This window comes from Neobacillus notoginsengisoli (assembly GCF_003515685.1).
GTDB classification, from domain to species: Bacteria; Bacillota; Bacilli; order Bacillales; family Cytobacillaceae; genus Bacillus_D; species Bacillus_D notoginsengisoli.
Map to the genome: position 1 here is coordinate 47,112 of NZ_QWEG01000016.1, position 21,754 is coordinate 68,865.

A 21,754-nucleotide genomic window follows, 5' to 3' on the forward strand; every position below is an offset into this window, starting at 1 on the left:
CCAAAGTGAAAGAATATCGGACATCTCCAACTATTGGACCGCATAGCTCCAGAAGTTAATAACAGTATCATGGAAACAGGCTGCGTAACAAATGGAAAATTGCGTTTCGCACTTACAAGGTTCTTAAATGAATGCCTGTCCGATCAAGAGAAGGGAGACGAATTCGATGGCTAAAGATGATGTAATTGAAATTGAAGGTAAAGTAATTGAAACTTTGCCAAACGCCATGTTTAAGGTAGAATTAGAAAATGGCCATACGATCCTTGCCCATGTTTCAGGCAAAATCCGTATGCACTTTATCAGAATTCTGCCTGGCGATAGAGTAACAGTGGAGCTATCCCCATATGACTTAACACGCGGCAGGATTACCTACCGCTTCAAATAGGCCGATTGCACTCCGTACTGCTAAGGAGGTTAGGATAATGAAAGTCAGACCATCTGTAAAACCGATCTGCGAAAAGTGCAAAGTTATCCGCAGACGCGGAAAAGTAATGGTTATTTGCGAAAACCCTAAACACAAACAAAAACAAGGCTAATTTAAAAGGAGGTGCGAATCTTTTATGGCACGTATTGCTGGTGTAGATATTCCTCGTGAAAAGCGCGTGGTAATCTCTTTAACTTACATCTTTGGTATTGGTAAAAACACTGCTCAGAAGGTTCTTGCTGAAGCAGGTGTTTCTGAAAACACTCGCGTTCGCGATTTGACTGAAGACGAACTGAACAAAATCCGTGAGATCATTGACAAGCTCAAAGTTGAAGGTGACCTTCGCCGTGAAGTTTCACTTAACATTAAGCGTCTGATGGAAATCGGTAGCTATCGTGGTTTGCGCCATCGCCGAGGCTTGCCTGTTCGTGGACAAAACACGAAGAACAATGCCCGTACGCGTAAAGGCCCACGTAAAACTGTAGCGAACAAGAAGAAGTAATCAGTAAAGGAGGTACTTAAAAATGGCACGTAAAACTAATACTCGCAAACGCCGTGTGAGAAAGAATATCGAAGCGGGTGTCGCTCATATTCGCTCAACATTCAACAATACAATTGTGACAATCACCGATGTACATGGTAATGCTATTTCCTGGTCAAGTGCAGGTGCGCTTGGATTTAAGGGTTCCCGTAAATCCACTCCATACGCAGCGCAAATGGCTGCAGAAACAGCTGCTAAGACATCTATGGAACATGGTCTGAAAACACTTGAAGTTACTGTAAAAGGCCCTGGCGCCGGACGTGAAGCTGCCATCCGTGCCCTTCAGGCTGCAGGACTTGAAGTAACAGCAATCAAAGACGTGACTCCGGTTCCGCACAATGGTTGCCGTCCGCCAAAACGCCGCCGTGTTTAATTTTTCTGTATAGAAATTGTATCCATGTCTATAATGGGATATGATACTATTTTCGTTCATGCAGAATCAATATTCCAGTTGTTGTGCACAAACAGGGACGAATACATGGGGGAATTTCGGTTGGACATAAAACCGGCCGGATTTTCGACGTTTTGAAGGAGGGTATATTTGATGATCGAAATAGAAAAACCAAAAATCGAAACGGTTGAGATCAGCGATGATGCCAAATACGGAAAGTTCGTCGTAGAGCCACTTGAGCGTGGATATGGTACAACTCTGGGTAACTCCTTACGTCGTATCCTACTATCTTCACTCCCAGGTGCCGCAGTCACATCGATTCAGGTCGATGGTGTGCTTCATGAGTTTTCAACAATTGAAGGTGTCGTTGAGGATGTTACATCCATAATCTTGAACATTAAGAAAATCGCATTGAAAATATACTCCGATGAAGAGAAGACGCTTGAAATCGATGTACAAGGCGAAGGCGAGGTAAAGGCAGCCGATATCACCCATGACAGTGATGTTGAAATCCTCAACCCGGATTTGCATATTGCTACATTAGGATCAAACGGACATCTTCGTATGCGTTTGACTGCAAGGCGGGGACGCGGCTATACGCCTGCTGACCAGAATAAGAGGGAAGACCAGCCAATCGGCGTTATTCCGATTGACTCAATCTATACTCCGGTTTCCCGTGTTTCATACCAAGTGGAGAATACTCGTGTTGGCCAAATGACCAACTACGATAAACTGACTCTGGATGTATGGACAGACGGCAGCACCGGACCCCAGGAAGCCATTGCATTTGGGGCAAAGATCTTGACCGAGCATTTGAATATCTTCGTTGGTCTGACTGATGAAGCGCAAAATGCCGAAATCATGATCGAAAAAGAAGAAGACCAAAAAGAAAAAGTCCTCGAAATGACGATTGAAGAACTTGACCTGTCGGTCCGTTCTTACAACTGCTTGAAGCGTGCGGGAATCAACACTGTCCAGGAGCTTGCCAACAAGACCGAAGAGGACATGATGAAGGTACGTAACCTTGGCCGTAAATCATTAGAGGAAGTAAAAGCGAAACTAGAAGAGCTAGGTTTGGGCCTGCGTAAGGACGACTAAACGTTCCAGCTAAAGCCATCCTCAGCCTTAACTGACTTCAACAAAGGAGGGAACCCTTCATGGCATACAGAAAATTAGGCCGCACAAGCGCCCAGCGTAAAGCAATGCTTCGTGACCTTACAACTGACCTAATTATTAATGAACGTATCCAGACAACTGAAACACGTGCGAAGGAATTGCGTTCGGTTGTAGAAAAAATGATTACTCTTGGAAAGCGCGGAGACTTGCATGCACGCCGCCTGGCTGCAGCTTACATCCGCAATGAGGTAGCTGATGCTGAAAACAACACAGATGCATTGCAGAAGTTGTTTGCTGACATCGCTCCACGTTACGAAGAGCGTCAGGGTGGATACACTCGCATCATGAAAGTTGGTCCACGCCGCGGCGACGGTGCACCAATGGTTATCATTGAGCTAGTATAATACACCGTAATGAAGGCAAGGGACGGGTCCATTAAACTTGTTTCTTGCCTTTTTTACAAAAAAAGCGAAGGCGGCTCGAACAGGGGCGACAGGCTTAAGACGAGCCGGCCAGAAGGCGTTCTTTGCCTTCTTGCCGGATTGGCTTAAGACCCCGAGCCCCTAGCCGCCGCAGCTGGATTAAAAAAAAGCGAAGGCGGCTTGACGCCAGCTTGACAGTTAAATAGGTAAACCGCAACAAGCCAAAAAGAGCGTTACGATGGGCAGGAATATCGTTTTTCGATAACCGGCCACTTAGATTTACACCGATGAGAATCGGAGGATGACAGGACCGGGCAACTTACTCTGTCTTCCTTTCCTGTCCCGTCTAGCTCATGCACCCCTCCCATTTCTTAAAAGAAACCCTGTATTCATCAGATTGTGAAATCTGAAGGGGGGCGGGGTGCAGGCTTTTTTTGCATTATGGGGCATTTACTGTTTTGATTGAAGCGGAAGGCACGAAGACTCCTCGAAAATCGTGAATTATGCTATCGCATAATTCCTGCGATGCGAATTCACGGAAGCTTTCCTTTGTGCTATCGCATTTTCTTCGTGCAAAGCTTATTCGGGGAAGTTATTTGTCCTGCGGGCTGAAGCGGCAAGGTGGAGACCCCGCAGGCGCTAGCGCCGAGGAGGCTCCAATGACGCCCCGCGGAAAGCGAAGTGCCTCGTGACAGGCAAAAACCGCCTGTCCCTGCGATGATTAATCTTAGAAGCTTTCCTTTGTGGAGCGCAAATCAACTAAAAGCAGAGAAGAGATAAGATGAGCTGAGGGGAGGATGGCCAGAATGAAAAAAGAAATCATTCGTCTTAATGACGTTTCATTCCAGTATAGTTCCAGCGACCGGTATGCGGTCCAGGATGTGAGCTTCAATGTTTATGAAGGTGAATGGCTTGCCATTGTAGGCCATAATGGTTCGGGAAAGTCGACACTTGCCAGGCTGCTCAACGGCCTGCAATTTCCTCAGAAGGGGAATATTATAGTTGGCGGAATACAACTTAATGAAAAAACAGTCTGGGATGTCCGCAGGAAGATCGGGATGGTTTTTCAAAATCCCGATAACCAATTTGTTGGGACGACTGTTAAAGATGATGTGGCTTTTGGTTTGGAAAACAACGGCATTCCACAAGAGGAAATGGCCGTTAGAGTACCGGAAGCATTGGCGAAGGTAAAGATGGAAAAGTTTCTGAATCAAGAGCCGCACCATCTTTCTGGAGGACAGAAGCAGCGGGTAGCGATTGCCGGGGTTCTCGCACTTCAGCCGTCCATTATCATCCTTGATGAAGCGACGTCCATGCTCGATCCGAGAGGAAGGGAAGAAGTGCTCGAAACGGTCAGGCTGCTAAAAGAAGAAGCATCCTTAACCGTTATATCTATTACCCATGACCTTGATGAAGCCGCAAAAGCAGATCGGATCATCGTCATGAACCAGGGCAAGGTTTACCGGGAAGGGACCCCGGATGAGATATTTGCTCTTGATGAGGAGCTTGTTTCCCTCGGGCTCGATATTCCATTTGCCGTCAAAATGGGGAAGGCTTTGATAGAAAAGGGAATCAATCTTTCTAAAAACTATTTGTCTGAAGAAGAGTTGGTGAGGGAATTATGGACATTTCACTCAAAGAGATAGAGTACAAATACCAAGCGGGTACGCCTTTTGAAAGGGTGGCTGTGAGTGGTGTCACCATCGATATCCCAACCGGGACCTATTTGGCGATCATCGGCCATACGGGTTCCGGCAAATCTACCGTTCTCCAGCATTTAAACGGGCTCCTCCAGCCAACCTCCGGAAGTGTCTCTATTGGGGACAGGGAAATCCGGGCTGGGAAGAAGGAGAAGAACCTGAAGGCAATCCGCCAAAAGGTCGGGATTGTCTTTCAGTTTCCGGAGCATCAGCTGTTCGAGGAAACCGTTGAAAAGGATATTTGCTTTGGGCCAATGAATTTCGGTGTTCCGGAAGAGGAAGCTAGGAAAAGAGCGAAAATTGCTATCGGACAAGTTGGCCTTAGTGAGGAAGTTTTGCATAAATCCCCCTTCGACCTGTCAGGCGGGCAAATGCGCCGTGTGGCGATTGCCGGGGTACTGGCAATGGAGCCGGAGGTTTTAGTCCTAGATGAGCCGACAGCAGGCCTTGACCCGCGCGGAAGGAAAGAAATCATGGACATGTTTTACAAGCTTCACCAGGATAGGGGCCTATCGACCATACTGGTGACACACAGCATGGAAGATGCTGCGAAATACGCAGATAAAATTGCTATTTTGCAGGAAGGCAGGACGGTCAAAACTGGTACACCCGAAGAAATCTTCTCCAATCCGGCTGAACTTGTTTCGCTCGGCCTCGATGTACCGGAAGCAGTTCGTTTTCAGCTTAAGTGGGAAGAGAAGGTGGGGGCCAAACTGGGGAGGACGTATTTGACAATAGAAGACCTTTCTGAGGCGATTGCCCGTTACGAAGGGGGCGGCCGTCTATGATGGAAAAAATGATCTTCGGGAGATATATTCCGGCGGAATCGCCAATTCATAGAATGGATCCTCGTTCCAAGCTCCTTCTCGTTTTTTCATTCGTCTGTATAGTTTTTATCGCGAATAATTTATTCACTTATGGATTGCTTGGCATCTATACATTTTATTTGCTCAGTTTGTCGAAAATTCCAATCCGGTTTCTTTTGGAAGGGCTCAAGCCGATCTTGTTCCTTGTCGTGTTCACGTTGCTTCTCCACCTTTTCCTGACGAAGGAAGGGGATGTCGTCGTCGACCTCGGCTTTATAAAAATTTATGAAGAAGGGATCAGGCAGGGGATTTTCATTTCCATGCGATTCTTCTTTCTCATTCTTGTCACGTCGCTGCTGACTCTGACTACAACACCGATCGAGATTACCGACGGGCTTGAAATTCTTTTAAATCCGCTTAAGAAGATAAGGTTTCCCGTACACGAAATGGCATTGATGATGTCGATTTCGCTCAGATTCATTCCGACACTTATGCAGGAAACGGACAAAATTATGAAAGCTCAGACTGCAAGGGGCGTGGATTTTGCAAGCGGGCCAATAAAGGATCGGGTAAAAGCAATCATTCCATTATTAATTCCGTTGTTTGTCAGTTCGTTTAAAAGAGCCGAGGATCTAGCGACTGCGATGGAGGCGAGAGGCTACAGGGGCGGTGAAGGCCGTACACGTTTCCGGCAGCTGCGGTGGAAGGCAGCCGATACACTTCAGCTTAGCATTCTTCTGCTGATGGCTGTTGTCCTCGTACTCTTGCGATCCTGAGGGAGGAAATCATGCAGCGTTATAAATGCATTCTTTCATACGATGGAAAAGGTTTTGCCGGCTATCAGGTCCAGCCCGGCAAGCGCACGGTCCAGGGCGAGCTTGAAGCCGCCTTGGCGAAGCTTCATAAAGGAACAGCGGTCAATGTGACCGCTTCCGGCCGGACGGATTCTGGGGTCCATGCAAAGGGCCAGGTCATTCATTTCGATTCGCCACTTTCCATTCCAGTCGACCGCTGGCCCGTTGCGCTGAATTCGATGATCAGCGGGGAAATCTCGATTCTTACGGTTGAAAAGGCTGACCCCGGCTTCCATGCCAGATTCGATGCCGTAGGGAAGGAGTATCGTTATCTTCTCTATTTTGGTAAACATAGGGATCCGTTTAAACGGAATTATGCCTTCCATTTCCCTTACTCACTGGATTTAAAGGCAATGGAGGATGCAGCCGGGCATTTAAGCGGCACACATGATTTTTCGAGCTTTTGCGCATCAGGAACCGAAGTCATCGATAAGGTCCGGACGATTGAAGAAATTTCTTTTGCAAAAAAAGAAGACGGCCTTGTCCTAACTTTTAAGGGGAATGGATTTTTATACAATATGGTGCGAATCCTGACAGGAACGCTGCTTGAAGTGGGAAGAGGGGAAAGACATTCAGGGGACATGCCTGCGCTATTAGAAGCGCGGGATAGGAAATTGGCGGGAAAAACCGCGCCAGCGCATGGATTGTATTTGTGGGAAGTGTTTTACGGGGATAACTGAAAAACTTTGAAAACAACTAAACCTGGTGTATAATATTTTCTTGACATCTGGCCTCTAAGCATTTAATATATCATATGTGTGTATTTTAATCCCACGATAAAGCCCCGGAAAGTCTTCATCGTGATTAGAAATATATGAACATGACCTTGATATGCGCAAAAAAAGCCCAGTACCGCTCCCGGAACAGAGCGGGTACTAAAAAGCCGAATGATGCGCAAACTAACATTTTTGGATTTAATTAGGAGGGAAACCCATGCGTACAACGTTTATGGCGAATGCCAATACTATCGAGCGTAAATGGTACGTAGTTGATGCTGAAGGCAAAACTCTTGGACGCCTAGCTTCCGAGGTTGCATCAATTCTACGTGGTAAAAATAAACCAACATTCACACCGCATGTTGACACTGGTGACCATGTCATCATCTTAAATGCTTCTAAAGTAACTCTTACAGGCAACAAGCTGCATGATAAGATTTACTACCGCCACACTAACCACCCAGGCGGCCTTAAGCAAAGGACTGCACTTGAAATGCGTACAAACTATGCTGAGAAAATGATCGAGCTTGCTGTAAAAGGCATGCTTCCAAAGAATTCTCTTGGCCGTCAAATGTACAAAAAGCTGCACGTATATGCAGGCAGCGAGCATCCGCATCAAGCACAAAAACCAGAAGTTTACGAACTTCGCGGATAATAAAGGGAGGGTATTAACTTGGCACAAGTTCAATATATCGGCACAGGCCGTCGTAAAAGCTCTGTTGCCCGCGTACGTCTCGTACCAGGCAATGGCCAAATCTTAATCAATGAACGTGAAATTGAAAGCTATATTCCATTTGAAGCACTTCGTGAAGTTGTAAAGCAGCCGCTAGTTGCGACTGAAACTCTTGGCAGCTACAACATTCTTGTTAACGTTAAAGGCGGCGGTTATACTGGCCAGGCTGGCGCAATCCGCCACGGCATTGCACGCGCATTGCTGCAAGCTGATCCGGAATATCGTCCAACGCTGAAGCGCGCAGGACTACTTACTCGTGACGCTCGTATGAAAGAGCGTAAGAAGTACGGTCTTAAAGGCGCACGTAGAGCTCCTCAGTTCTCTAAGCGTTAATCTTCATAAAAACTATCAACGTTTACAGGCTATCCCGCTATTGTGGGATAGCCTGTTTTTATTTTTCCTTTACAACTAGTTGAGGACAATATTTATGCAGACTTTCTGAAAGGTTCCAATTACTCTTTTTAATGGTTTTTTTATGCATTTTCGAGGAAACCACATGTATTTTCATATTTTTTTAATGTTTTTGTAATGTAAGCGTTTCATTAATTATGATTTTTTAATGATGTTTGCCTTACAGTTAAAGAGAAATAAAATAAATAAAAATTCCTTTGGGGATTGGGAGGATCATTATGTTATTACAAGATAAAGTTGCAATCATTACAGGCGCAGGATCAGGACTAGGGAGAGCACAAGCAATTGAATATGCAAAAGAAGGTGCGAAAGTCATCCTTAATGATGTGAATGCGGAAGGGTTAGCACAAACAGAGCAACTAATTAAAGATCTTAAAGGAATTGCACTTAGTATTGTTGCAGACATTTCAAATAAAGAAGAAGTTCAAGATATGGTGAATAAAGCTCTTGAAGAGTTCGGAACGGTTGATATTTGTGTGAACAATGCAGCTGTTTTGGCAGACTTTAAAGCATCTCTTGATATTACTGAAGCAGAGTGGGATAGGCTCATGGCTATAAACGTGAAAGGTGTTTATTTGCTAACAAATGCGCTTTTGCCACATATGCTTGAAAAAGGAAAAGGAACCTTTATCAATATTGCTTCAATTGGAGGAACAATTGCAGGGGTAGGAGACGCAGCCTACATTACTTCCAAGCATGCTGTTGTTGGATACACGAAGCAGTTAGCTTTCGACTATGCGAAAAAAGGCATTCGCGCTGTTTCACTCTGCCCGGGGCTGACTGATACTGCGATGGTTCGTTATGCAATTGATGAAGAACATCCTGCAGCAGTTCGCCAAGTGGCCGCTATTCCATCTGGACGTATTGGCCGCCCTGAAGAAGTTGCCTATTTCTCCGCCTATTTAGCAAGTGACAAAGCGGATCATATCAACGGGGTTGAAATGAAAATTGATGGTGGACAATCCATTCATTAATTCTTTCTTTCCTGCAAAATTTATCCCGGCTTAGAGACAGGAATAAGATCAAAGGAGGTTAATCTGTGAGTAATTTAATCATACGAAGAGCACATATCAAAGATGGTGAAGCTCTTAAAGATATCAAAATCAGTGGAGGAAAAATTACCGAAATCGCCACTGACATTCAAAATGATAATAACTCAAAAGAGATTGATGCAAAAGGCAATGTTGTTTTACCATCACTAATTGAAAGTCACATCCATCCTGACAAAGCATTTCTTGAAGACCGTAAACCTAATAAATCAGGTACATTAGAGGAAGCATTGAAGAATACGGCTGAATTAAAGAAATTATATACGTTTGAAGATGTAAAAAAACGAGCTGAAAAAGTGCTAAGATGGTCGATTTTAAACGGAACCACTATCATGAGGGCGCAACCGGATGTGGATCCTTATGAGAAAACGCTTGGAGTAGAAGTGCTTGTACATTTAAAAGAAAAATTTAAAGATGTACTAGATATGCAAATCGTGGCATTTCCTCAAGAAGGCATCATTCAATCTCCAGGCGTGTTGGAAATGATGGAAGAAACCATCAAAATGGGCGCCGACATCGTTGGTGGCTGCCCTTATAGTGAGAAAACAATGGAAGATACAAAAAAACAATTAGAAGTTGTTTTTGATTTGGCGGAAAAATACAACCTGCCTATCGATATGCACGCGGATTTTGGTACGAATGCCGATGATCCACAAAATACATGTATCGAATTAATTTGCGATATGACAATCGCACGAGGCTATCAGGGCAGAGTTGCAATAGGACATGTTACAACGCTAGGGTCCCTTGATCCAGAAGTAGCCGCACCTATTTTTGATAAAATCGCTAAAGCAGGAGTCACCATCGTTCCGTTGCCAGTAACGGATATGTTTATGACTGGCCGGACTGAGAGGAAAAATATTCCCCGTGGTATGGCGCCGGTAATGGCTATGATGGAGCATGGAGTCAATATTGCTTATTCTTCAAATAATATTCGGAATGCTTTTACACCATTTGGCAACGCCGATTTAATCGCTGTAGGCTATTTATTGCAAGTATCGCAACAAATGGGCTCTGCGGATCAACGTCGCGCAGTTCTGGATATGGTCACTTATAACGCGGCGAAAGCATTAGGGATTTCTGATACGTACGGATTAGAAGTTGGTAAGAATGCTGATTTAAATATCTATGATTGTGATGATATTAGCAATTTAATCAACGATCAACCTTTAATTCGTTATGTTATTAAACGTGGGGAAATCATTGTTCAAAATGATTTAACACGTACAATGGCATCTGTCTTAATGGAAGATTAAAAAATGTAAACCGCTCCTTTTTGGGTAGGAGATTTGTTTTAATAGATCGTACTTGTTATTTGTCATGAACTGTTGGGAGAACTCCTTTCTTTCGTCTAGTTTATCGAAAGGGGTTCTCTTTTCATCAATAAGCAAGGGGGAACAGATATGGGCAGATTAGCAGGGAAAGTGGTCCTTATTACCGGAGCAGCTAATGGTATGGGAGAAACGAATGCAAGATTGTTTGTAAAAGAAGGAGCAAAGGTTGTCCTAACGGATATTGATGAAGTAAAGGGTCAGAAAGTAGCCGAGGAACTTGGTGAAAACGCCATTTTTATTAAACATGATGTAACGAATAAAGATGAGTGGCAAGTTGTCGTTGACAAGGCTGAGGATACATTCGGACCAATCACGGGGCTTGTAAATAATGCTGGAACTGCTGGTAAAATTGTTCCACTAGAAGAAGTAACTGATGAAGACTTTTATAAAATTATTGCTCTTAATCAATATAGTGTCTTTAAGGGGATGCAAACTGTCGTAAAATCTATGAAAAAAGCGAACAGGGGTTCAATTGTAAATATATCCTCCACTTCAGGTATCGTTGGGTCTAGAAATCTAATCCCTTATGTTGCATCCAAGTTTGCGGTAAGAGGGATGACGAAAGTCGCCGCACTTGAGTTAGCTGATTTTAATATTCGCGTTAATTCTGTACATCCTGGTGGAATAAATACGAGCCAGCCTATATTCGATGAGGTTAAAAAGGCTACTCCTTTAGGGCGGGCTGGAGAACCTGAAGAAATTGCCTATTTGATTTTACATTTACTTTCAGATGAGTCTACATTCACAACTGGATCCGAATATGTTGCAGATGGTGGATTTACTGCTCAATGATTTTTAATAACTAAATTCTGAAAACGTTTAACCCATTCTTTGAGTCCATACTTAAATGGGAATACTAAGATTAAAATAAGTCTTCATGTTTTAGACTCCCAAGACGTATACCCCCGTCCTGTTTTGGATGGGGGTAAAACAGTTGTTGAATTTTTGAAGAATTTGGTTACTCTTGCATTTTTACTGTTAATACAGCTTTTATTGATAAACGAAAATAATATATTATCCTCTTGGAGGTGCAGCTTAATATGGGGCTGGAACAGATTAGGGCCACTCAAGAATTCGATATGAATCAAGAAGATATTCGGGTAACTCAAGAACAGGTTCAATTATTCAAGTCAAGAGGTTACACGAATGAAGATTTATTACCGAAAACGAAAGACAATCGAAATATGGGCATTTTTAACTACTTCAACTTGTGGATGGGTAACTTGCATAATATTCCAAACTATGCTGCAGTTGGAGGTTTCTTAGTTTTAGGTTTAGCTCCGCTTAATATAATGGTTGCTTTAGTCTTAGGGGCAATTATTACTGCGGCGTTTATGGTTTTTAACGGAAAAGCGGGTTCAAAGTACGGTATTCCGTTTTCAATGCAATTGCGAGCTACTTACGGTGAGACTGGAGCAAAATTACCGGGCTTTTTAAGAGGCATCGTAGTCGCAATAGGTTGGTTTGGCTTGCAAACCTTTGTAGGATCGCAGGCGCTTCTTATCATAGTTGGCAAATTATGGCCCGGATTTTTAGAGATTGGCGGAAACGCTACTTTTCTTGGGATTGGTATGCCCGGACTAATCGCTTTTACCGTCTTTTGGCTAGCGAATGTTGCCATTGGCATTAGTGGAAGCAGTTTCTTAAATAAATTTAATACAGTGTTAATGCTCTTGATTTATGTTCTGTTTATCTCCATGGGCGTTTGGGGAGTCATTGTAGGTGGCGGCTTTAGCAATATTTTAAGCCATGCAATTGATGGAACAACCCGAAATATAAGCCCTGTATTTGCTTATTTAATGATTATCAATGCTGTGTTGGCGTTTTGGGCAGCTCCGGCGACGAGCGTTGCTGATTTTACGCAAAATGCCAAGTCGAACAAGGATCAAATGTTTGGACAAGCATTGAGTTTAATCATTGGGTACATTATTTTCGCCTTTACAAGTATTGCTATTTTGATTGGTAGTTCGATTCACTATGGAGTTGAACAATGGGATGTGTTAAACGTCATCAACCATTGGGATAGTTTACCGGCAATCATTCTTGCCATGCTCATTTTATTGTTGATCACTGTTAACTCAAATGCGATTGCTAATATCACTCCAGCTGCATACCAATTAACTGCACTTTTTCCTAAATGGATTAATTACCGAAGAGGTGTAATAATCTCAAGCAGTATCGGTTTCTTAATTATGCCATGGAAGCTAATGGAGAATGCTGATAGTATTTATACATTTTTGAACGGAATCGGTGCCATTTTAGGTCCTGTGTCAGGCGTAATGATCTATCAATTTTACATCGTTGCAAAACAAGAGATTAATCTCAACGAACTATATTATGATACGAGAGATACGAAAGCTGTAAATAAATATGGCGGAATTAACACGAATGCATATATCGCAACGATTCTTGGAGCCGTAGTCTCTCTAAGCGGTAACTTCATCCCATTCCTTTCAGGGTTAACCTCTATTTCCTGGATTAGCGGTTTTGCAACAGCATTTGTCTCGTATGGTATTCTCGTTAGTTTTTTGCAAAAAAATAATCCTTTGAAGTAGTGGGATTAACTTAATCGGGTTAAAAAAGGAAATCAGTAAAGAGTTTTAAGAGCTAATCAAAAAAATGATTAGCTCTTTCCTTTTGGCAACTATACGTTGCCATTTTTACTATGATTCATCCATAGCCTCTTAATATGGCCGGTGGATGTAAACAATGTTGACATTCAATGGTGAGGTTATGTATAGTAGGAGCGAAAATTGGATAGGAGTGAATGGCTTGATTCGAAGCTCTGAATTACAAAATATGGACCTTATCGATTTGTTGAGTGAGCGTCATACTTTGGTCCGGAGAATGGCGGAGAACGTATGGAATGATCAAAGTGATCTATCTATTTCGAATTCCGAGTGGTCTATTATGGCCAGGATTTATAAAAAGCAGCCGACCATTTCACATGTGACAAAAAATGTCGATATCTCACGTCAAGCGATCCATAAGTTTTTAAAAAATCTGTCTGCAAAAGGATTAGTTGAAATTAATAATGTAGAAAACAATAAAAAAGAAAAGTGTGTTCAGCTAACCGCTTTAGGTGAAGAATGCTACGAAAAGAACATGAACCTTAAAGCCCAGCTAGAAAATAAAATTGCAGAAACGATAGGAATGGAGCAGGTAAACAAGCTTAAAGAGCTATTACAGCTGGACTGGGATATAGAAAAAATCAGATCATAAAAAAAGACCCCCCCTTCTTTGACAAAAATAAATTCGTCAAAGAAGGGGGGGTCTTTGTTAGCTAGCTTTTTTTATCTTGTTTACGATTCGTTTATTAATTTTCTCGACACTCGTGTCTAATGAAATAGCCAATTCTTTAAAAAGCACACTTTTTGCATAATCTAAAAGTTTGCGGTCCTGTTTATAAAGCTGTTTGTCGTCACGCTTTAGTTCAATTTTCTTCCTAATCAGCGTATTGACAATGTCCGCGACTTCTTGCCGGTCGGCGCCATTGATCAAATTCTCATATCTCCTGCGCCGCGAATGATGGCTGTTAATCCATTTTATCCCTTTATCTTTAAAGGATGCCAGTAGTTCAACCGCTTCTTCTTTACCGACTAGTTCAAGCATCGCTGGATTATCACTTTGAACAGGTGTACTAATGGTTAACTGATTTTTATTCTCAATTGGGTATAATACATAATAAGACCTTGTCATCCCTAAAACCGTTTTATCGCTAATATCGTCAATTTTACAAATGCCATGTCCGGAATAGATAACGAGATCTCCTATATTGAACATTTATTACCTCCAATATTATGTCAACTAACTTTAGTATAACGCAAGAAACAAAAATTGTCAACTTGGTTGACTTTTGAGGAAGGTATTAGGAGATAAAGTCTGTTCCAGATTGAATAAAAGGCAGAGCCATTTTTATATACTCTTCAGGCGTTATGTCTCTTTTGTTTTGCCAATCGAGGGACGCGCCGTAAATTCCCCAGCTTAGCATGAGCGCGCCAATTCGTAAGGCCTCCTCATCACCATCTGGATGCTGTTTTAAAAACATTTTCAAAAAGATGATTTCAAGGTGGTTCATGATGATTTTGCCGATTGTGTCCTCATATCCCCGGTGGCAACGGCGGGATAAAGAGCACTGGAAGTTGGTGATCGACGTAAAAATGCTTGTTATGACTTCTTCGTTCAGTTCGTTTTGGGAAAGGACTTGAGAGTCGAAATTCACCAGGAGCACTTCAGATAATACCTTTTCCAATAATTCGTATTTATCAGCAAAATGATTATAAAACGTCGCCCGATTAACAGTCGCTTCCGCTGTAATATCGTTAATGGTAATATCTTTGAATTCCTTTTTACCGGATAGATCAATGAACGCCTCCATAATCAACTTTCGCGTACGAAGGACTCGCGGGTCTGTTTGTGTTTCTGTCATGATCAAAGCCCATCCTTTCACCTTTTTAGACAGTTTTGCGAATGTGTTGCTTAAGCAATGAAAAGCTTTTTCTGGCCATTGAGTAAGCAGCAAATGCTCTATAAACTTAATTGTACAACATATAGGTTAGCAAAATAAATTAGAGGTGATTAGAATGACGGATAAAAACAACATGGTTTGTGATTTGGAGACTGGCCTATGTGGCCCGGCTGGAGAGGAAGAAATGGGTCTTATTGATTTTTCAAAACCAACCGAAGTTATTTCCCTCTATTATGTCACAGATCCGATCTGCTCACATTGCTGGGCGTTGGAGCCCGCCTTGCAGAGGTTCATTGCTCAATATGGGCAGTATTTTAACGTAAAAACAGTCATGGGAGGACTATTGGAAAGCTGGGAAGGTTTTGCGGATGTCAGCAATGGGATCAGTAAAGCTTCTGATGTGGCCGGGCACTGGAGGGAAGTAGGAGAGCAATCAAGGATGCCGATTGACGGTTCGCTCTGGATTGATAATCCTGTTCATTCGTCTTATCCACCTTCTCGGGTATATAAAATCATCCAGCTAAAAAGCCAGCAACTGGCTGACGACTTTTTGCGAAAAGCCAGGGAAGCTGTTTTCGTTTTCAATCAAAATATTGCAGATAAAAATGTCCTAATAGAACTTATCAATCAAATGGGCCTCGAAGGAGCCGAAATAGTAAAAGAAGCCTCAGGCGATAATGCCCAACAGTTATTAAATGAGGATTTCGCTTTAGCCAGAAGTTTAGGCGTAAGAGGGTTTCCGACGATCATTATGGTAAACGAGGAAAATAAGGGTGTGAAAATAGTTGGCGCCCGATCATTCCAAGATTATGCAGATGGTTTAAAGCAAGTCCTATCAAAAAAGGAAAATCTGAAGCCTGACACACAGCCCGCACTTTCAGCCATGTTAAAGGACGGCCGAAGGTTATTTTCAAAAGAAATCGAAGTCATGTATGATTTGGATAAAAAAGAGGTCCTTCCATTTGTGGAGAGAGAACTGGATCCAGAAGATTTTGAACGAAAAGAAATTCTTAGTGAGATGTATCTTCAAAGCAAATAATGACTGGAGGCAGGCCTTACTGGTGGAAAAGGCCTGCCTTTCCTTTTGCCTATAAACGGATGCTAATTGGTTGCAAAATTGGAAAACGATTCAGCGGGCAAGCTTGTATTCTCACCGCGCTGCAGTTAAAGACTAGCTGTAAGAGGTGAAAGCGTGTGAATGTCATTACTTCATTTACGGAAAAAAGACGTGAGAAACAGATAAAATACGAACGTTCAGTTCTTAGGGAGTTATCCATAAATGTATTGAAGAAAAGAGTTCAGGATTACTTCGGCTCCGTCAGGCTTCAGGCGGGCCTTTTTCAAAACCCGGGTATTCAGGAAGCTTGCTATGATGTGGCGCTGGAAGCCTTTTTGCTCGGTGCGAATTTCAGCAAGTTTGGATTTGTCGGTGAGGACTTGGACTCGATTCTTAGTCGATGTGAAGCTGAGGAATCCCATCTCATTGATACTTTATTTAACTTCCTCCTCTATTGGGGAGGAGGGGATGATGGGATCTACAGCGAATCGCTTTATCTTACTTGCGAGCAGTATGTCAGGACGTGGTGGCTTGACGGTTACGAGAAAGGACGGCTCCGTCAAAAGCTGCGTCTTCATTAAAATAGCCTTTAGCGCGAACCAACAGTTCCTTCCTTGTTCTAAAATCCCTTTGCAAACCATATAGTGAAAGGGAATAGGACGGGCAGGGGGCTGAACGGAGTGTCGAAACGAAGGCTGAATAGGACTGCTTTTGCAGCGGGTCTTATCATGTTATTCTTTATCATCCAATATGATTTTTCCAAGAACTTTTCCTGGAATACATGGAATTTGCCCCTAACAGGAAAGGTCATCCTTCTTGATCCTGGTCATGGCGGCGCAGATGGCGGGGCGGGGGTCCGGCCGACCCAGGAGAAAGATATTGCTTTAAATATTTCACTAAAGCTGCGTGATTTCCTCCAGCAGCAGGGGGCAATTGTCATCATGACCCGGGAAACCGATAAAGATTTAGCGCCGGTCGATATGAAGGGGCTTAGCCGTAGAAAGACAGCGGATTTGAAGGAAAGGCTAAAAATGATCAATGAGTCGAAAGCTGATTTGTTTGTCAGCATCCATTTGAATGCCATCCCCTCATCAAGGTGGAGCGGAGCGCAGACTTTCTACAGTACAAATCGAAAAGAAAATAAAAAGGCGGCAAAGCTGATACAGAAAGAGTTGCGGGTCAATCTCGAGAACACGACTAGGGAAGCCAAAACCTTAGAGAGTATTTATATCCTCCGGAATGCCCAAAAACCTGGAGTGCTCGTAGAAGCAGGATTCCTGTCCAATCCGGCTGAAAAAGAGAGTCTTAAGCGAGATTCGTACCAGGAAATGGTCGCCGCCTCTATCTATAAAGGTATCATTAGATATTTTACGCAATAACAAACAGAGGGTGCCTGGGCATCCCTTTTTTCAATTGTGTGTTGATTGAAGCGGAAGTCAACACAAATCAGACAAAACTTTGAAAAAGATGTAGAGGTGTGCGCCAGTTAACAGCATGGAAGACTGGTATGCTATAATATATAGACATGCAAGGCTCTAAGGGCAGTTAATATTAATCCAATAAGGCAGGTGCTCTAGGTGATTACAGAGGCAGTTGTGCGTGAAGTAGTGAGCGGTTTACAGGAGCCATTTTTACATAAATCGCTGGGTGAATTAAATGCAATTGAGGAAATAAAAGTTAAGGAAGAAAAGAACCATGTCAGTGTGAAAATTGCGATCGCAAAGACTGGGACTGCGGAACAGCTGCAGCTTCAGACAGAAATTGTGAACGCTTTAAAGAGCCGCGGGGCCGCATCAGTCGGGCTTCGCTTCGGCCAGCTTCCAGATGAAGTGTTGGCTCAGCATCGATCTGCTACGGCAGAATCTGGCGACCAGGGACTGTTATCTCCGGGCAGCAAAACGACCTTTATTGCCATTGCGAGCGGCAAAGGGGGAGTTGGAAAGTCGACAGTTTCGGTTAACCTGGCTGTTTCATTGGCGCGTCTTGGCAAAAAGGTAGGCTTAATTGATGCAGATATATATGGATTCAGTGTTCCGGACATGATGGGCATAACCGAGCGTCCGGCTGTTCAGAATGATAAAATCCTACCGGTTGACCGATTTGGTGTAAAAGTTATTTCAATGGGCTTTTTCGTGGAGGACAACTCTCCGATCATTTGGCGCGGCCCAATGCTTGGCAAAATGCTCAACAGCTTCTTTGAAGAAGTGAATTGGGGCGAATTGGATTACCTTCTTCTCGATTTGCCGCCGGGAACAGGCGATGTGGCGCTTGATGTTCACTCAATGCTTCCTTCGTGTAAGGAAATCATCGTGACGACACCGCACCCTACAGCCGCATTTGTCGCAGCAAGAGCAGGGGCGATGGCGCTTAAAACAGACCATGAAATAGTAGGTGTTATTGAGAATATGGCCTACTTTGAAAGCAAATCAACAGGTGAACGTGAATATATATTCGGCCAAGGAGGCGGCGAGCGTCTTGCCGAGGCCCTAAACACTGAAGTCATTGGACAGCTTCCGCTCGGACAGCCAGACTGGGATGAAGAAGATTTCGCCCCATCTGTCTACCAGGAAGAAGAGAAGCTTGGCGGCATTTACCTGCAAATTGCCGATAAAGTGATCGGCCTTCTTGAAAAGTAAACAAATGCCTCTCCCGAATTTAATCCGGAGAGGCTTTTCATTTTTTAAGACCCACCGCCGCTCCCTTTATTCCCTCCGCCTCCTTCTCCGCCTTTACCGCCTTGCCCGCTCTTTCCCTGTTTGGCAACAGCCTCCTTGGCGGCCTGCAAAAGCAGCTCCTGCATCTCAGCCTTGAATAAAGGACTTTGCATCGATTCAGCGATGACAGTCTGGAGATGAATTCGAAACTCCTTGCTCTTTAAGGCATCGGCCATTTCTTTTTGCATTTCAGGCTCTTTAAACACCTCAATCATCATTGTTCTATACTCCGGATCTTTCATTAAATCTTTTAAAAGGGTTTCATTCTCCGTTTTCATCCCTTTTGCAAGAGCTGCAGCAATCTTTGGGTTCTTTAAGGATTCCTTCCAAAAGTCGGCCCCTTCCTTCGAGGTTAATGTTTTTTGAACAGTATCCGATACTGCTGATTGATCCAAAATAAATTCTTTTTTGACCTTTTCGTCTGTCATGATTTCATGGATCGCTTTTTTGCCATCATCTGTATGGAGAATATCAACAAGCATCTTTTTTGTTTCTTCATAATTGAGTTTGCTTTCAACCTGGTTTGTCCCGCCTGCACAGGCAGTCATCATGACAACCAGACCAATTGGCAGCAAAAGAAATTTCTTCTTCATCCCAACAGACTCCCTTCAAAAATTGGCGCTTACTCTTAGAATGAAGAAAACTTCTATCATTTATTCGCCTAAAGAGAATGCCTGGATTTTTCGAGTTCGTGTTGGTACAATGAAGTGTGGCGACTTTTGTCAAAAGGCGTCCTTATTTTAGAGAAAATAGAATGCAATTTTGCAATGCTGGGGGAAAAATAGTGACTAGCCGAAATTGGGTAAAATTATTTATTAACACATTGATGCTCGGAGCAATTACAACCGCTATCACAGGTTTTATTGTTCGTTGGGGAGAATTTTCCCCGTTATTTTCGAAATTGGATATCGTGGAGATTCTATCAGTCCTATTTTGGCTTGTTGGAATAGGGTTTATTTTCAGCCTTTTAAGCCAAATGGGCTTCTTTGCCTATTTGACTGTCCACCGCTTTGGACTGGGGATTTTTAAGTCAGCCAAGCTTTGGAACAGTGTACAGACAGTGATTGTGGCGTTTGTCTTATTTGATCTTATATATTTACGATATACTGCTTTTGCAAAAGAAGGAGAGGGGCTGCTGCCGTATTTTGTCCCCGCATTGATTGTTCTTGGTGCGGGTCTCCTTGTAGCGTGGCGAAAGATGAGCCTGACCAATAAAGAAGCATTTATCCCGGCTTTATTCTTTATGGTTGTTGGAACAGTGTTGGAGTGGGTACCGATTCTCAGGGTAAATGAAGGCAGTTGGTTTTATCTGATGTTGGTCCCGCTGCTTGTCTGTAATGCGTATCAAATCTTAGTTCTTCATAAGCTAAATGAAAAATCTTTGGAAGAACGAAAGAGGCTTCAAGAGAGATCTAAACCAGTGGTAGAAACGTCAGCAAAAAAGAAAAAACGAAACAAGCCGTCCCGATAATTGGACGGCTTGTTTTTTAACGAGGGACGGACTTTTACCTTAGGGGTGACAAATCCCATTCATTATCTGACTTCTTCCGATTTAGCTTTCCCATTTGCAATCATTTCCGATACCGTTACAAAATTAAGTCCTTTCCCTTTCAACCCTTTTATAATATCGGGGAGTGCTTTAGCAGTTTGTTTGGCGGAGTCTGAAGCATGGAGAAGCACGATATCTCCCGGAGCCGCTTTATTGATGTTTGTAAGAATTTTCTTCACTCCGGGATTGGTCCAATCCTCAGAGTCAATGCTCCAGTGGACAACGGTAAAACCGAACCGTTCGGCAATTTTTAAGGTCCTTTTATCAAAATGCCCAGTTGGAGCCCGGATCAACGTAATTTTTTTTATATTCAACTTCCCAAAAGCCGTTTGCGCTTTTGCTAGGTCTTTTCTTATTTCCGTATCTTCTATGGAAGTATAGTCCTCGTATCCGTATCCTAGAATCCCTATCTCAAATCCTTGTTTTACAATTCGTTCCACCAAATCGGGATGGCGTTCTGCCCATGCGCCGGACAGGAAGAAGGTGGCGGACTTAACATTTTCCTTTTCGAGCACATCCAAAATCGGGGCTGCCTTTTCATCTCCCCAGCCGATGTTGAAGGTAAGGGCAATATCCTTTTCTCCTTTATAAACCGCTTTAGGCCCTTCTTTAGTGGAAAACACGGGTACTTGAACCAAATTTTCCATGTAAACAATCCATGCAGTGAAAAACGCGGAGACGATTATGAGAACAATTTGTTTCATTCTCTTTCCATTTAACACAACAAAAAAATTCACCTTCATGACCCCCGTCCATCCTGTTCCTTGTCCTAAATGTATGTGTTTCAGGCAGAAAGTATGAATAAAAATCATCTCTCGCTTTACATACATCTTGAATGATCTGGAAAGTATAATGACAAAGTTTTACTCAGAGGTGGTCAATGGATGTTCGGTTTGCTTATAAATGAGAAAGAAGTAAAGGAAATTGAATACCTGGTTAAAAGGGAAATGGAAGAAATCCTATTTGACCTGGAAGATGATAGAATTGACACTATAGCAAAACAAGCTATGGAGGACCGGTACAGCGTATTATTTACGTTGTTCAGGAGAATAGCCCAGCCTGGCGATTGCCTTAAATACATGCGCAAAAAGGCTAGATACAAATAGTTGGTTTTTCAAAAAAGAAACTGTTGACTTTGCATTTCTATGTTGATATAGTAATAAACGTTGCTGTTAGACGGCAACCTAGCAACCTTGAAAAAAGCTATTGACTTTGAGGTTGGCACTGTGTTATACTTAAAAAGTCGCGATTGAGCGACATCACTTATGTGCCAAAGAGTTTAGAGAATCAATTTCTCGGCTCGCCACAAGGTTTTAAGATTTTTTCAAAAAAGTCTTGTTCCTTGAAAACTAAACAAACAAGCGTCAACAAACAATAATATAGTGATCTTCGGATCACTAGCCAACGTAACTTTATGAGCTAAACTCATACTCTTTCTTGGAGAGTTTGATCCTGGCTCAGGACGAACG

At 43.0% G+C, this 21,754-nt stretch carries 29 protein-coding genes; 25 read left to right on the forward strand and 4 right to left on the reverse strand.

Going from position 1 to position 21,754, the window contains the following annotated elements:
* Window positions 1-33: 33 nt before the first annotated feature.
* The 19 genes from D1B31_RS25145 (at window position 34) to D1B31_RS20380 (ending at window position 13,719) form a co-directional block, all read left to right on the forward strand.
* Entirely contained in the window at window positions 34-174 is a 141-nt protein-coding gene (locus D1B31_RS25145; RefSeq protein WP_338036497.1) for a hypothetical protein, read from the forward strand.
* Window positions 167-385: a translation initiation factor IF-1 gene (gene infA, locus D1B31_RS20300; protein WP_118923866.1), complete on the forward strand. Its 219-nt coding sequence runs from the start codon at window positions 167-169 to the stop codon at window positions 383-385. Before D1B31_RS25145 ends, infA begins: the two co-directional genes overlap by 8 nt.
* A 37-nt stretch (window positions 386-422) precedes the next feature.
* Complete coding sequence (gene rpmJ, locus D1B31_RS20305) at window positions 423-536, forward strand: 50S ribosomal protein L36 (protein ID WP_000868344.1); 114 nt, start codon at window positions 423-425, stop codon at window positions 534-536.
* A 24-nt stretch (window positions 537-560) separates the two neighbouring features.
* Window positions 561-926, forward strand: coding sequence for a 30S ribosomal protein S13 (gene rpsM, locus D1B31_RS20310; protein ID WP_118923868.1), 366 nt, complete (start codon window positions 561-563; stop codon window positions 924-926).
* Window positions 927-948: 22 nt separating this feature from the next.
* A complete protein-coding gene (rpsK, locus tag D1B31_RS20315; protein WP_048823030.1) occupies window positions 949-1,338 on the forward strand; it encodes a 30S ribosomal protein S11 in 390 nt (129 codons plus the stop codon).
* A 171-nt stretch (window positions 1,339-1,509) separates the two neighbouring features.
* Window positions 1,510-2,454, forward strand: coding sequence for a DNA-directed RNA polymerase subunit alpha (locus D1B31_RS20320; RefSeq protein WP_118923870.1), 945 nt, complete (start codon window positions 1,510-1,512; stop codon window positions 2,452-2,454).
* Window positions 2,455-2,513: 59 nt separating this feature from the next.
* Window positions 2,514-2,876 carry a 50S ribosomal protein L17 gene (gene rplQ, locus D1B31_RS20325; RefSeq protein ID WP_118923872.1) on the forward strand — a complete coding sequence of 121 codons (363 nt, stop codon included), beginning with the start codon at window positions 2,514-2,516 and terminating at the stop codon, window positions 2,874-2,876.
* Window positions 2,877-2,885: 9 nt separating this feature from the next.
* The gene (locus D1B31_RS24470; protein ID WP_158587629.1) at window positions 2,886-3,023 is read left to right on the forward strand and encodes a hypothetical protein; all 138 of its coding nucleotides are present in this window, start codon (window positions 2,886-2,888) and stop codon (window positions 3,021-3,023) included.
* 677 nt (window positions 3,024-3,700) lie between these two features.
* Window positions 3,701-4,540, forward strand: coding sequence for an energy-coupling factor ABC transporter ATP-binding protein (locus D1B31_RS20330; protein ID WP_118923874.1), 840 nt, complete (start codon window positions 3,701-3,703; stop codon window positions 4,538-4,540).
* Complete coding sequence (locus D1B31_RS20335; RefSeq protein ID WP_118923876.1) at window positions 4,516-5,382, forward strand: energy-coupling factor ABC transporter ATP-binding protein; 867 nt, start codon at window positions 4,516-4,518, stop codon at window positions 5,380-5,382. Before D1B31_RS20330 ends, D1B31_RS20335 begins: the two co-directional genes overlap by 25 nt.
* On the forward strand, window positions 5,379-6,176 hold the full coding sequence (locus tag D1B31_RS20340; RefSeq protein WP_118923878.1) for an energy-coupling factor transporter transmembrane component T family protein: 798 nt from the start codon (window positions 5,379-5,381) through the stop codon (window positions 6,174-6,176). Before D1B31_RS20335 ends, D1B31_RS20340 begins: the two co-directional genes overlap by 4 nt.
* 11 nt (window positions 6,177-6,187) lie before the next feature.
* Entirely contained in the window at window positions 6,188-6,934 is a 747-nt protein-coding gene (gene truA, locus D1B31_RS20345; protein ID WP_118923880.1) for a tRNA pseudouridine(38-40) synthase TruA, read from the forward strand.
* 253 nt (window positions 6,935-7,187) lie between these two features.
* Window positions 7,188-7,625 carry a 50S ribosomal protein L13 gene (gene rplM, locus D1B31_RS20350; RefSeq protein ID WP_118923882.1) on the forward strand — a complete coding sequence of 146 codons (438 nt, stop codon included), beginning with the start codon at window positions 7,188-7,190 and terminating at the stop codon, window positions 7,623-7,625.
* 18 nt (window positions 7,626-7,643) lie between these two features.
* A complete protein-coding gene (gene rpsI / locus D1B31_RS20355) occupies window positions 7,644-8,036 on the forward strand; it encodes a 30S ribosomal protein S9 (RefSeq protein WP_118923884.1) in 393 nt (130 codons plus the stop codon).
* Window positions 8,037-8,332: 296 nt separating this feature from the next.
* Window positions 8,333-9,088 (forward strand): SDR family NAD(P)-dependent oxidoreductase, encoded by a 756-nt coding sequence (locus D1B31_RS20360; RefSeq protein WP_118923886.1) that lies wholly within the window; start codon window positions 8,333-8,335, stop codon window positions 9,086-9,088.
* Window positions 9,089-9,153: 65 nt separating this feature from the next.
* Window positions 9,154-10,419, forward strand: coding sequence for an amidohydrolase family protein (locus D1B31_RS20365; protein WP_118923888.1), 1,266 nt, complete (start codon window positions 9,154-9,156; stop codon window positions 10,417-10,419).
* Between the two features lie 147 nt (window positions 10,420-10,566).
* Window positions 10,567-11,289: a glucose 1-dehydrogenase gene (locus D1B31_RS20370; RefSeq protein WP_118923890.1), complete on the forward strand. Its 723-nt coding sequence runs from the start codon at window positions 10,567-10,569 to the stop codon at window positions 11,287-11,289.
* Window positions 11,290-11,537: 248 nt separating this feature from the next.
* Window positions 11,538-13,052 carry an allantoin permease gene (gene allW, locus D1B31_RS20375; protein ID WP_240035363.1) on the forward strand — a complete coding sequence of 505 codons (1,515 nt, stop codon included), beginning with the start codon at window positions 11,538-11,540 and terminating at the stop codon, window positions 13,050-13,052.
* 244 nt (window positions 13,053-13,296) lie between these two features.
* Window positions 13,297-13,719 carry a MarR family winged helix-turn-helix transcriptional regulator gene (locus tag D1B31_RS20380; RefSeq protein WP_240035364.1) on the forward strand — a complete coding sequence of 141 codons (423 nt, stop codon included), beginning with the start codon at window positions 13,297-13,299 and terminating at the stop codon, window positions 13,717-13,719.
* Between the two features lie 57 nt (window positions 13,720-13,776).
* Here the strand turns inward: D1B31_RS20380 and D1B31_RS20385 are convergent, their stop codons facing one another.
* Together D1B31_RS20385 and D1B31_RS20390 are read right to left on the reverse strand one after the other, a co-directional pair.
* Window positions 13,777-14,280, reverse strand: coding sequence for a CarD family transcriptional regulator (locus tag D1B31_RS20385; protein WP_118923892.1), 504 nt, complete (start codon window positions 14,278-14,280; stop codon window positions 13,777-13,779).
* Window positions 14,281-14,365: 85 nt separating this feature from the next.
* Window positions 14,366-14,926, reverse strand: a complete 561-nt coding sequence (locus D1B31_RS20390; protein WP_118923895.1) for a TetR/AcrR family transcriptional regulator — start codon at window positions 14,924-14,926, stop codon at window positions 14,366-14,368.
* Between the two features lie 154 nt (window positions 14,927-15,080).
* Between D1B31_RS20390 and D1B31_RS20395 the strand changes: the two genes are divergently transcribed.
* From D1B31_RS20395 to D1B31_RS20410, 4 genes are all read left to right on the forward strand, one after another.
* Window positions 15,081-16,004: a DsbA family oxidoreductase gene (locus D1B31_RS20395; protein WP_118923897.1), complete on the forward strand. Its 924-nt coding sequence runs from the start codon at window positions 15,081-15,083 to the stop codon at window positions 16,002-16,004.
* Window positions 16,005-16,159: 155 nt separating this feature from the next.
* The gene (locus D1B31_RS20400; protein WP_118923899.1) at window positions 16,160-16,603 is read left to right on the forward strand and encodes a YbaK family protein; all 444 of its coding nucleotides are present in this window, start codon (window positions 16,160-16,162) and stop codon (window positions 16,601-16,603) included.
* A gap of 147 nt (window positions 16,604-16,750) precedes the next feature.
* Entirely contained in the window at window positions 16,751-17,401 is a 651-nt protein-coding gene (cwlD, locus tag D1B31_RS20405) for an N-acetylmuramoyl-L-alanine amidase CwlD (RefSeq protein ID WP_118923921.1), read from the forward strand.
* 198 nt (window positions 17,402-17,599) lie between these two features.
* Window positions 17,600-18,658 carry a P-loop NTPase gene (locus D1B31_RS20410; protein WP_118923901.1) on the forward strand — a complete coding sequence of 353 codons (1,059 nt, stop codon included), beginning with the start codon at window positions 17,600-17,602 and terminating at the stop codon, window positions 18,656-18,658.
* A 44-nt stretch (window positions 18,659-18,702) separates the two neighbouring features.
* On the opposite strand, the gene gerD is transcribed toward D1B31_RS20410, so the two are convergent.
* A complete protein-coding gene (gene gerD, locus D1B31_RS20415; protein WP_118923903.1) occupies window positions 18,703-19,329 on the reverse strand; it encodes a spore germination lipoprotein GerD in 627 nt (208 codons plus the stop codon).
* A 191-nt stretch (window positions 19,330-19,520) separates the two neighbouring features.
* Between gerD and D1B31_RS20420 the strand changes: the two genes are divergently transcribed.
* On the forward strand, window positions 19,521-20,207 hold the full coding sequence (locus D1B31_RS20420) for a KinB-signaling pathway activation protein (RefSeq protein ID WP_118923905.1): 687 nt from the start codon (window positions 19,521-19,523) through the stop codon (window positions 20,205-20,207).
* 62 nt (window positions 20,208-20,269) lie between these two features.
* Here the strand turns inward: D1B31_RS20420 and pdaB are convergent, their stop codons facing one another.
* Window positions 20,270-21,022 carry a polysaccharide deacetylase family sporulation protein PdaB gene (gene pdaB / locus D1B31_RS20425; RefSeq protein WP_118923923.1) on the reverse strand — a complete coding sequence of 251 codons (753 nt, stop codon included), beginning with the start codon at window positions 21,020-21,022 and terminating at the stop codon, window positions 20,270-20,272.
* Between the two features lie 147 nt (window positions 21,023-21,169).
* On the opposite strand from pdaB, the gene D1B31_RS20430 reads away from it, so the two are divergent.
* A complete protein-coding gene (locus tag D1B31_RS20430; protein WP_118923907.1) occupies window positions 21,170-21,391 on the forward strand; it encodes a hypothetical protein in 222 nt (73 codons plus the stop codon).
* Window positions 21,392-21,754 lie beyond the last annotated feature (363 nt).

Excerpts from the sequence above, each read along its gene's own strand:
- D1B31_RS20340 (WP_118923878.1), top strand. The coding sequence starts at position 5,379 with ATGATGGAAAAAATGATCTTCGGGAGATATATTCCGGCGGAATCGCCA.
- rpsK (WP_048823030.1), top strand. The coding sequence starts at position 949 with ATGGCACGTAAAACTAATACTCGCAAACGCCGTGTGAGAAAGAATATC.
- D1B31_RS24470 (WP_158587629.1), top strand. The coding sequence starts at position 2,886 with ATGAAGGCAAGGGACGGGTCCATTAAACTTGTTTCTTGCCTTTTTTAC.
- truA (WP_118923880.1), top strand. The coding sequence starts at position 6,188 with ATGCAGCGTTATAAATGCATTCTTTCATACGATGGAAAAGGTTTTGCC.
- D1B31_RS20360 (WP_118923886.1), top strand. The coding sequence starts at position 8,333 with ATGTTATTACAAGATAAAGTTGCAATCATTACAGGCGCAGGATCAGGA.
- rpmJ (WP_000868344.1), top strand. The coding sequence starts at position 423 with ATGAAAGTCAGACCATCTGTAAAACCGATCTGCGAAAAGTGCAAAGTT.
- D1B31_RS20380 (WP_240035364.1), top strand. The coding sequence starts at position 13,297 with ATGGACCTTATCGATTTGTTGAGTGAGCGTCATACTTTGGTCCGGAGA.
- rplM (WP_118923882.1), top strand. The coding sequence starts at position 7,188 with ATGCGTACAACGTTTATGGCGAATGCCAATACTATCGAGCGTAAATGG.
- infA (WP_118923866.1), top strand. The coding sequence starts at position 167 with ATGGCTAAAGATGATGTAATTGAAATTGAAGGTAAAGTAATTGAAACT.
- D1B31_RS20430 (WP_118923907.1), top strand. The coding sequence starts at position 21,170 with ATGTTCGGTTTGCTTATAAATGAGAAAGAAGTAAAGGAAATTGAATAC.
- D1B31_RS20395 (WP_118923897.1), top strand. The coding sequence starts at position 15,081 with ATGACGGATAAAAACAACATGGTTTGTGATTTGGAGACTGGCCTATGT.
- allW (WP_240035363.1), top strand. The coding sequence starts at position 11,538 with ATGGGGCTGGAACAGATTAGGGCCACTCAAGAATTCGATATGAATCAA.
- D1B31_RS20330 (WP_118923874.1), top strand. The coding sequence starts at position 3,701 with ATGAAAAAAGAAATCATTCGTCTTAATGACGTTTCATTCCAGTATAGT.
- rpsM (WP_118923868.1), top strand. The coding sequence starts at position 561 with ATGGCACGTATTGCTGGTGTAGATATTCCTCGTGAAAAGCGCGTGGTA.
- D1B31_RS20370 (WP_118923890.1), top strand. The coding sequence starts at position 10,567 with ATGGGCAGATTAGCAGGGAAAGTGGTCCTTATTACCGGAGCAGCTAAT.
- D1B31_RS20390 (WP_118923895.1), bottom strand. The coding sequence starts at position 14,926 with ATGACAGAAACACAAACAGACCCGCGAGTCCTTCGTACGCGAAAGTTG.
- gerD (WP_118923903.1), bottom strand. The coding sequence starts at position 19,329 with ATGAAGAAGAAATTTCTTTTGCTGCCAATTGGTCTGGTTGTCATGATG.
- cwlD (WP_118923921.1), top strand. The coding sequence starts at position 16,751 with ATGTTATTCTTTATCATCCAATATGATTTTTCCAAGAACTTTTCCTGG.
- D1B31_RS20320 (WP_118923870.1), top strand. The coding sequence starts at position 1,510 with ATGATCGAAATAGAAAAACCAAAAATCGAAACGGTTGAGATCAGCGAT.
- D1B31_RS20335 (WP_118923876.1), top strand. The coding sequence starts at position 4,516 with ATGGACATTTCACTCAAAGAGATAGAGTACAAATACCAAGCGGGTACG.
- D1B31_RS20385 (WP_118923892.1), bottom strand. The coding sequence starts at position 14,280 with ATGTTCAATATAGGAGATCTCGTTATCTATTCCGGACATGGCATTTGT.
- rplQ (WP_118923872.1), top strand. The coding sequence starts at position 2,514 with ATGGCATACAGAAAATTAGGCCGCACAAGCGCCCAGCGTAAAGCAATG.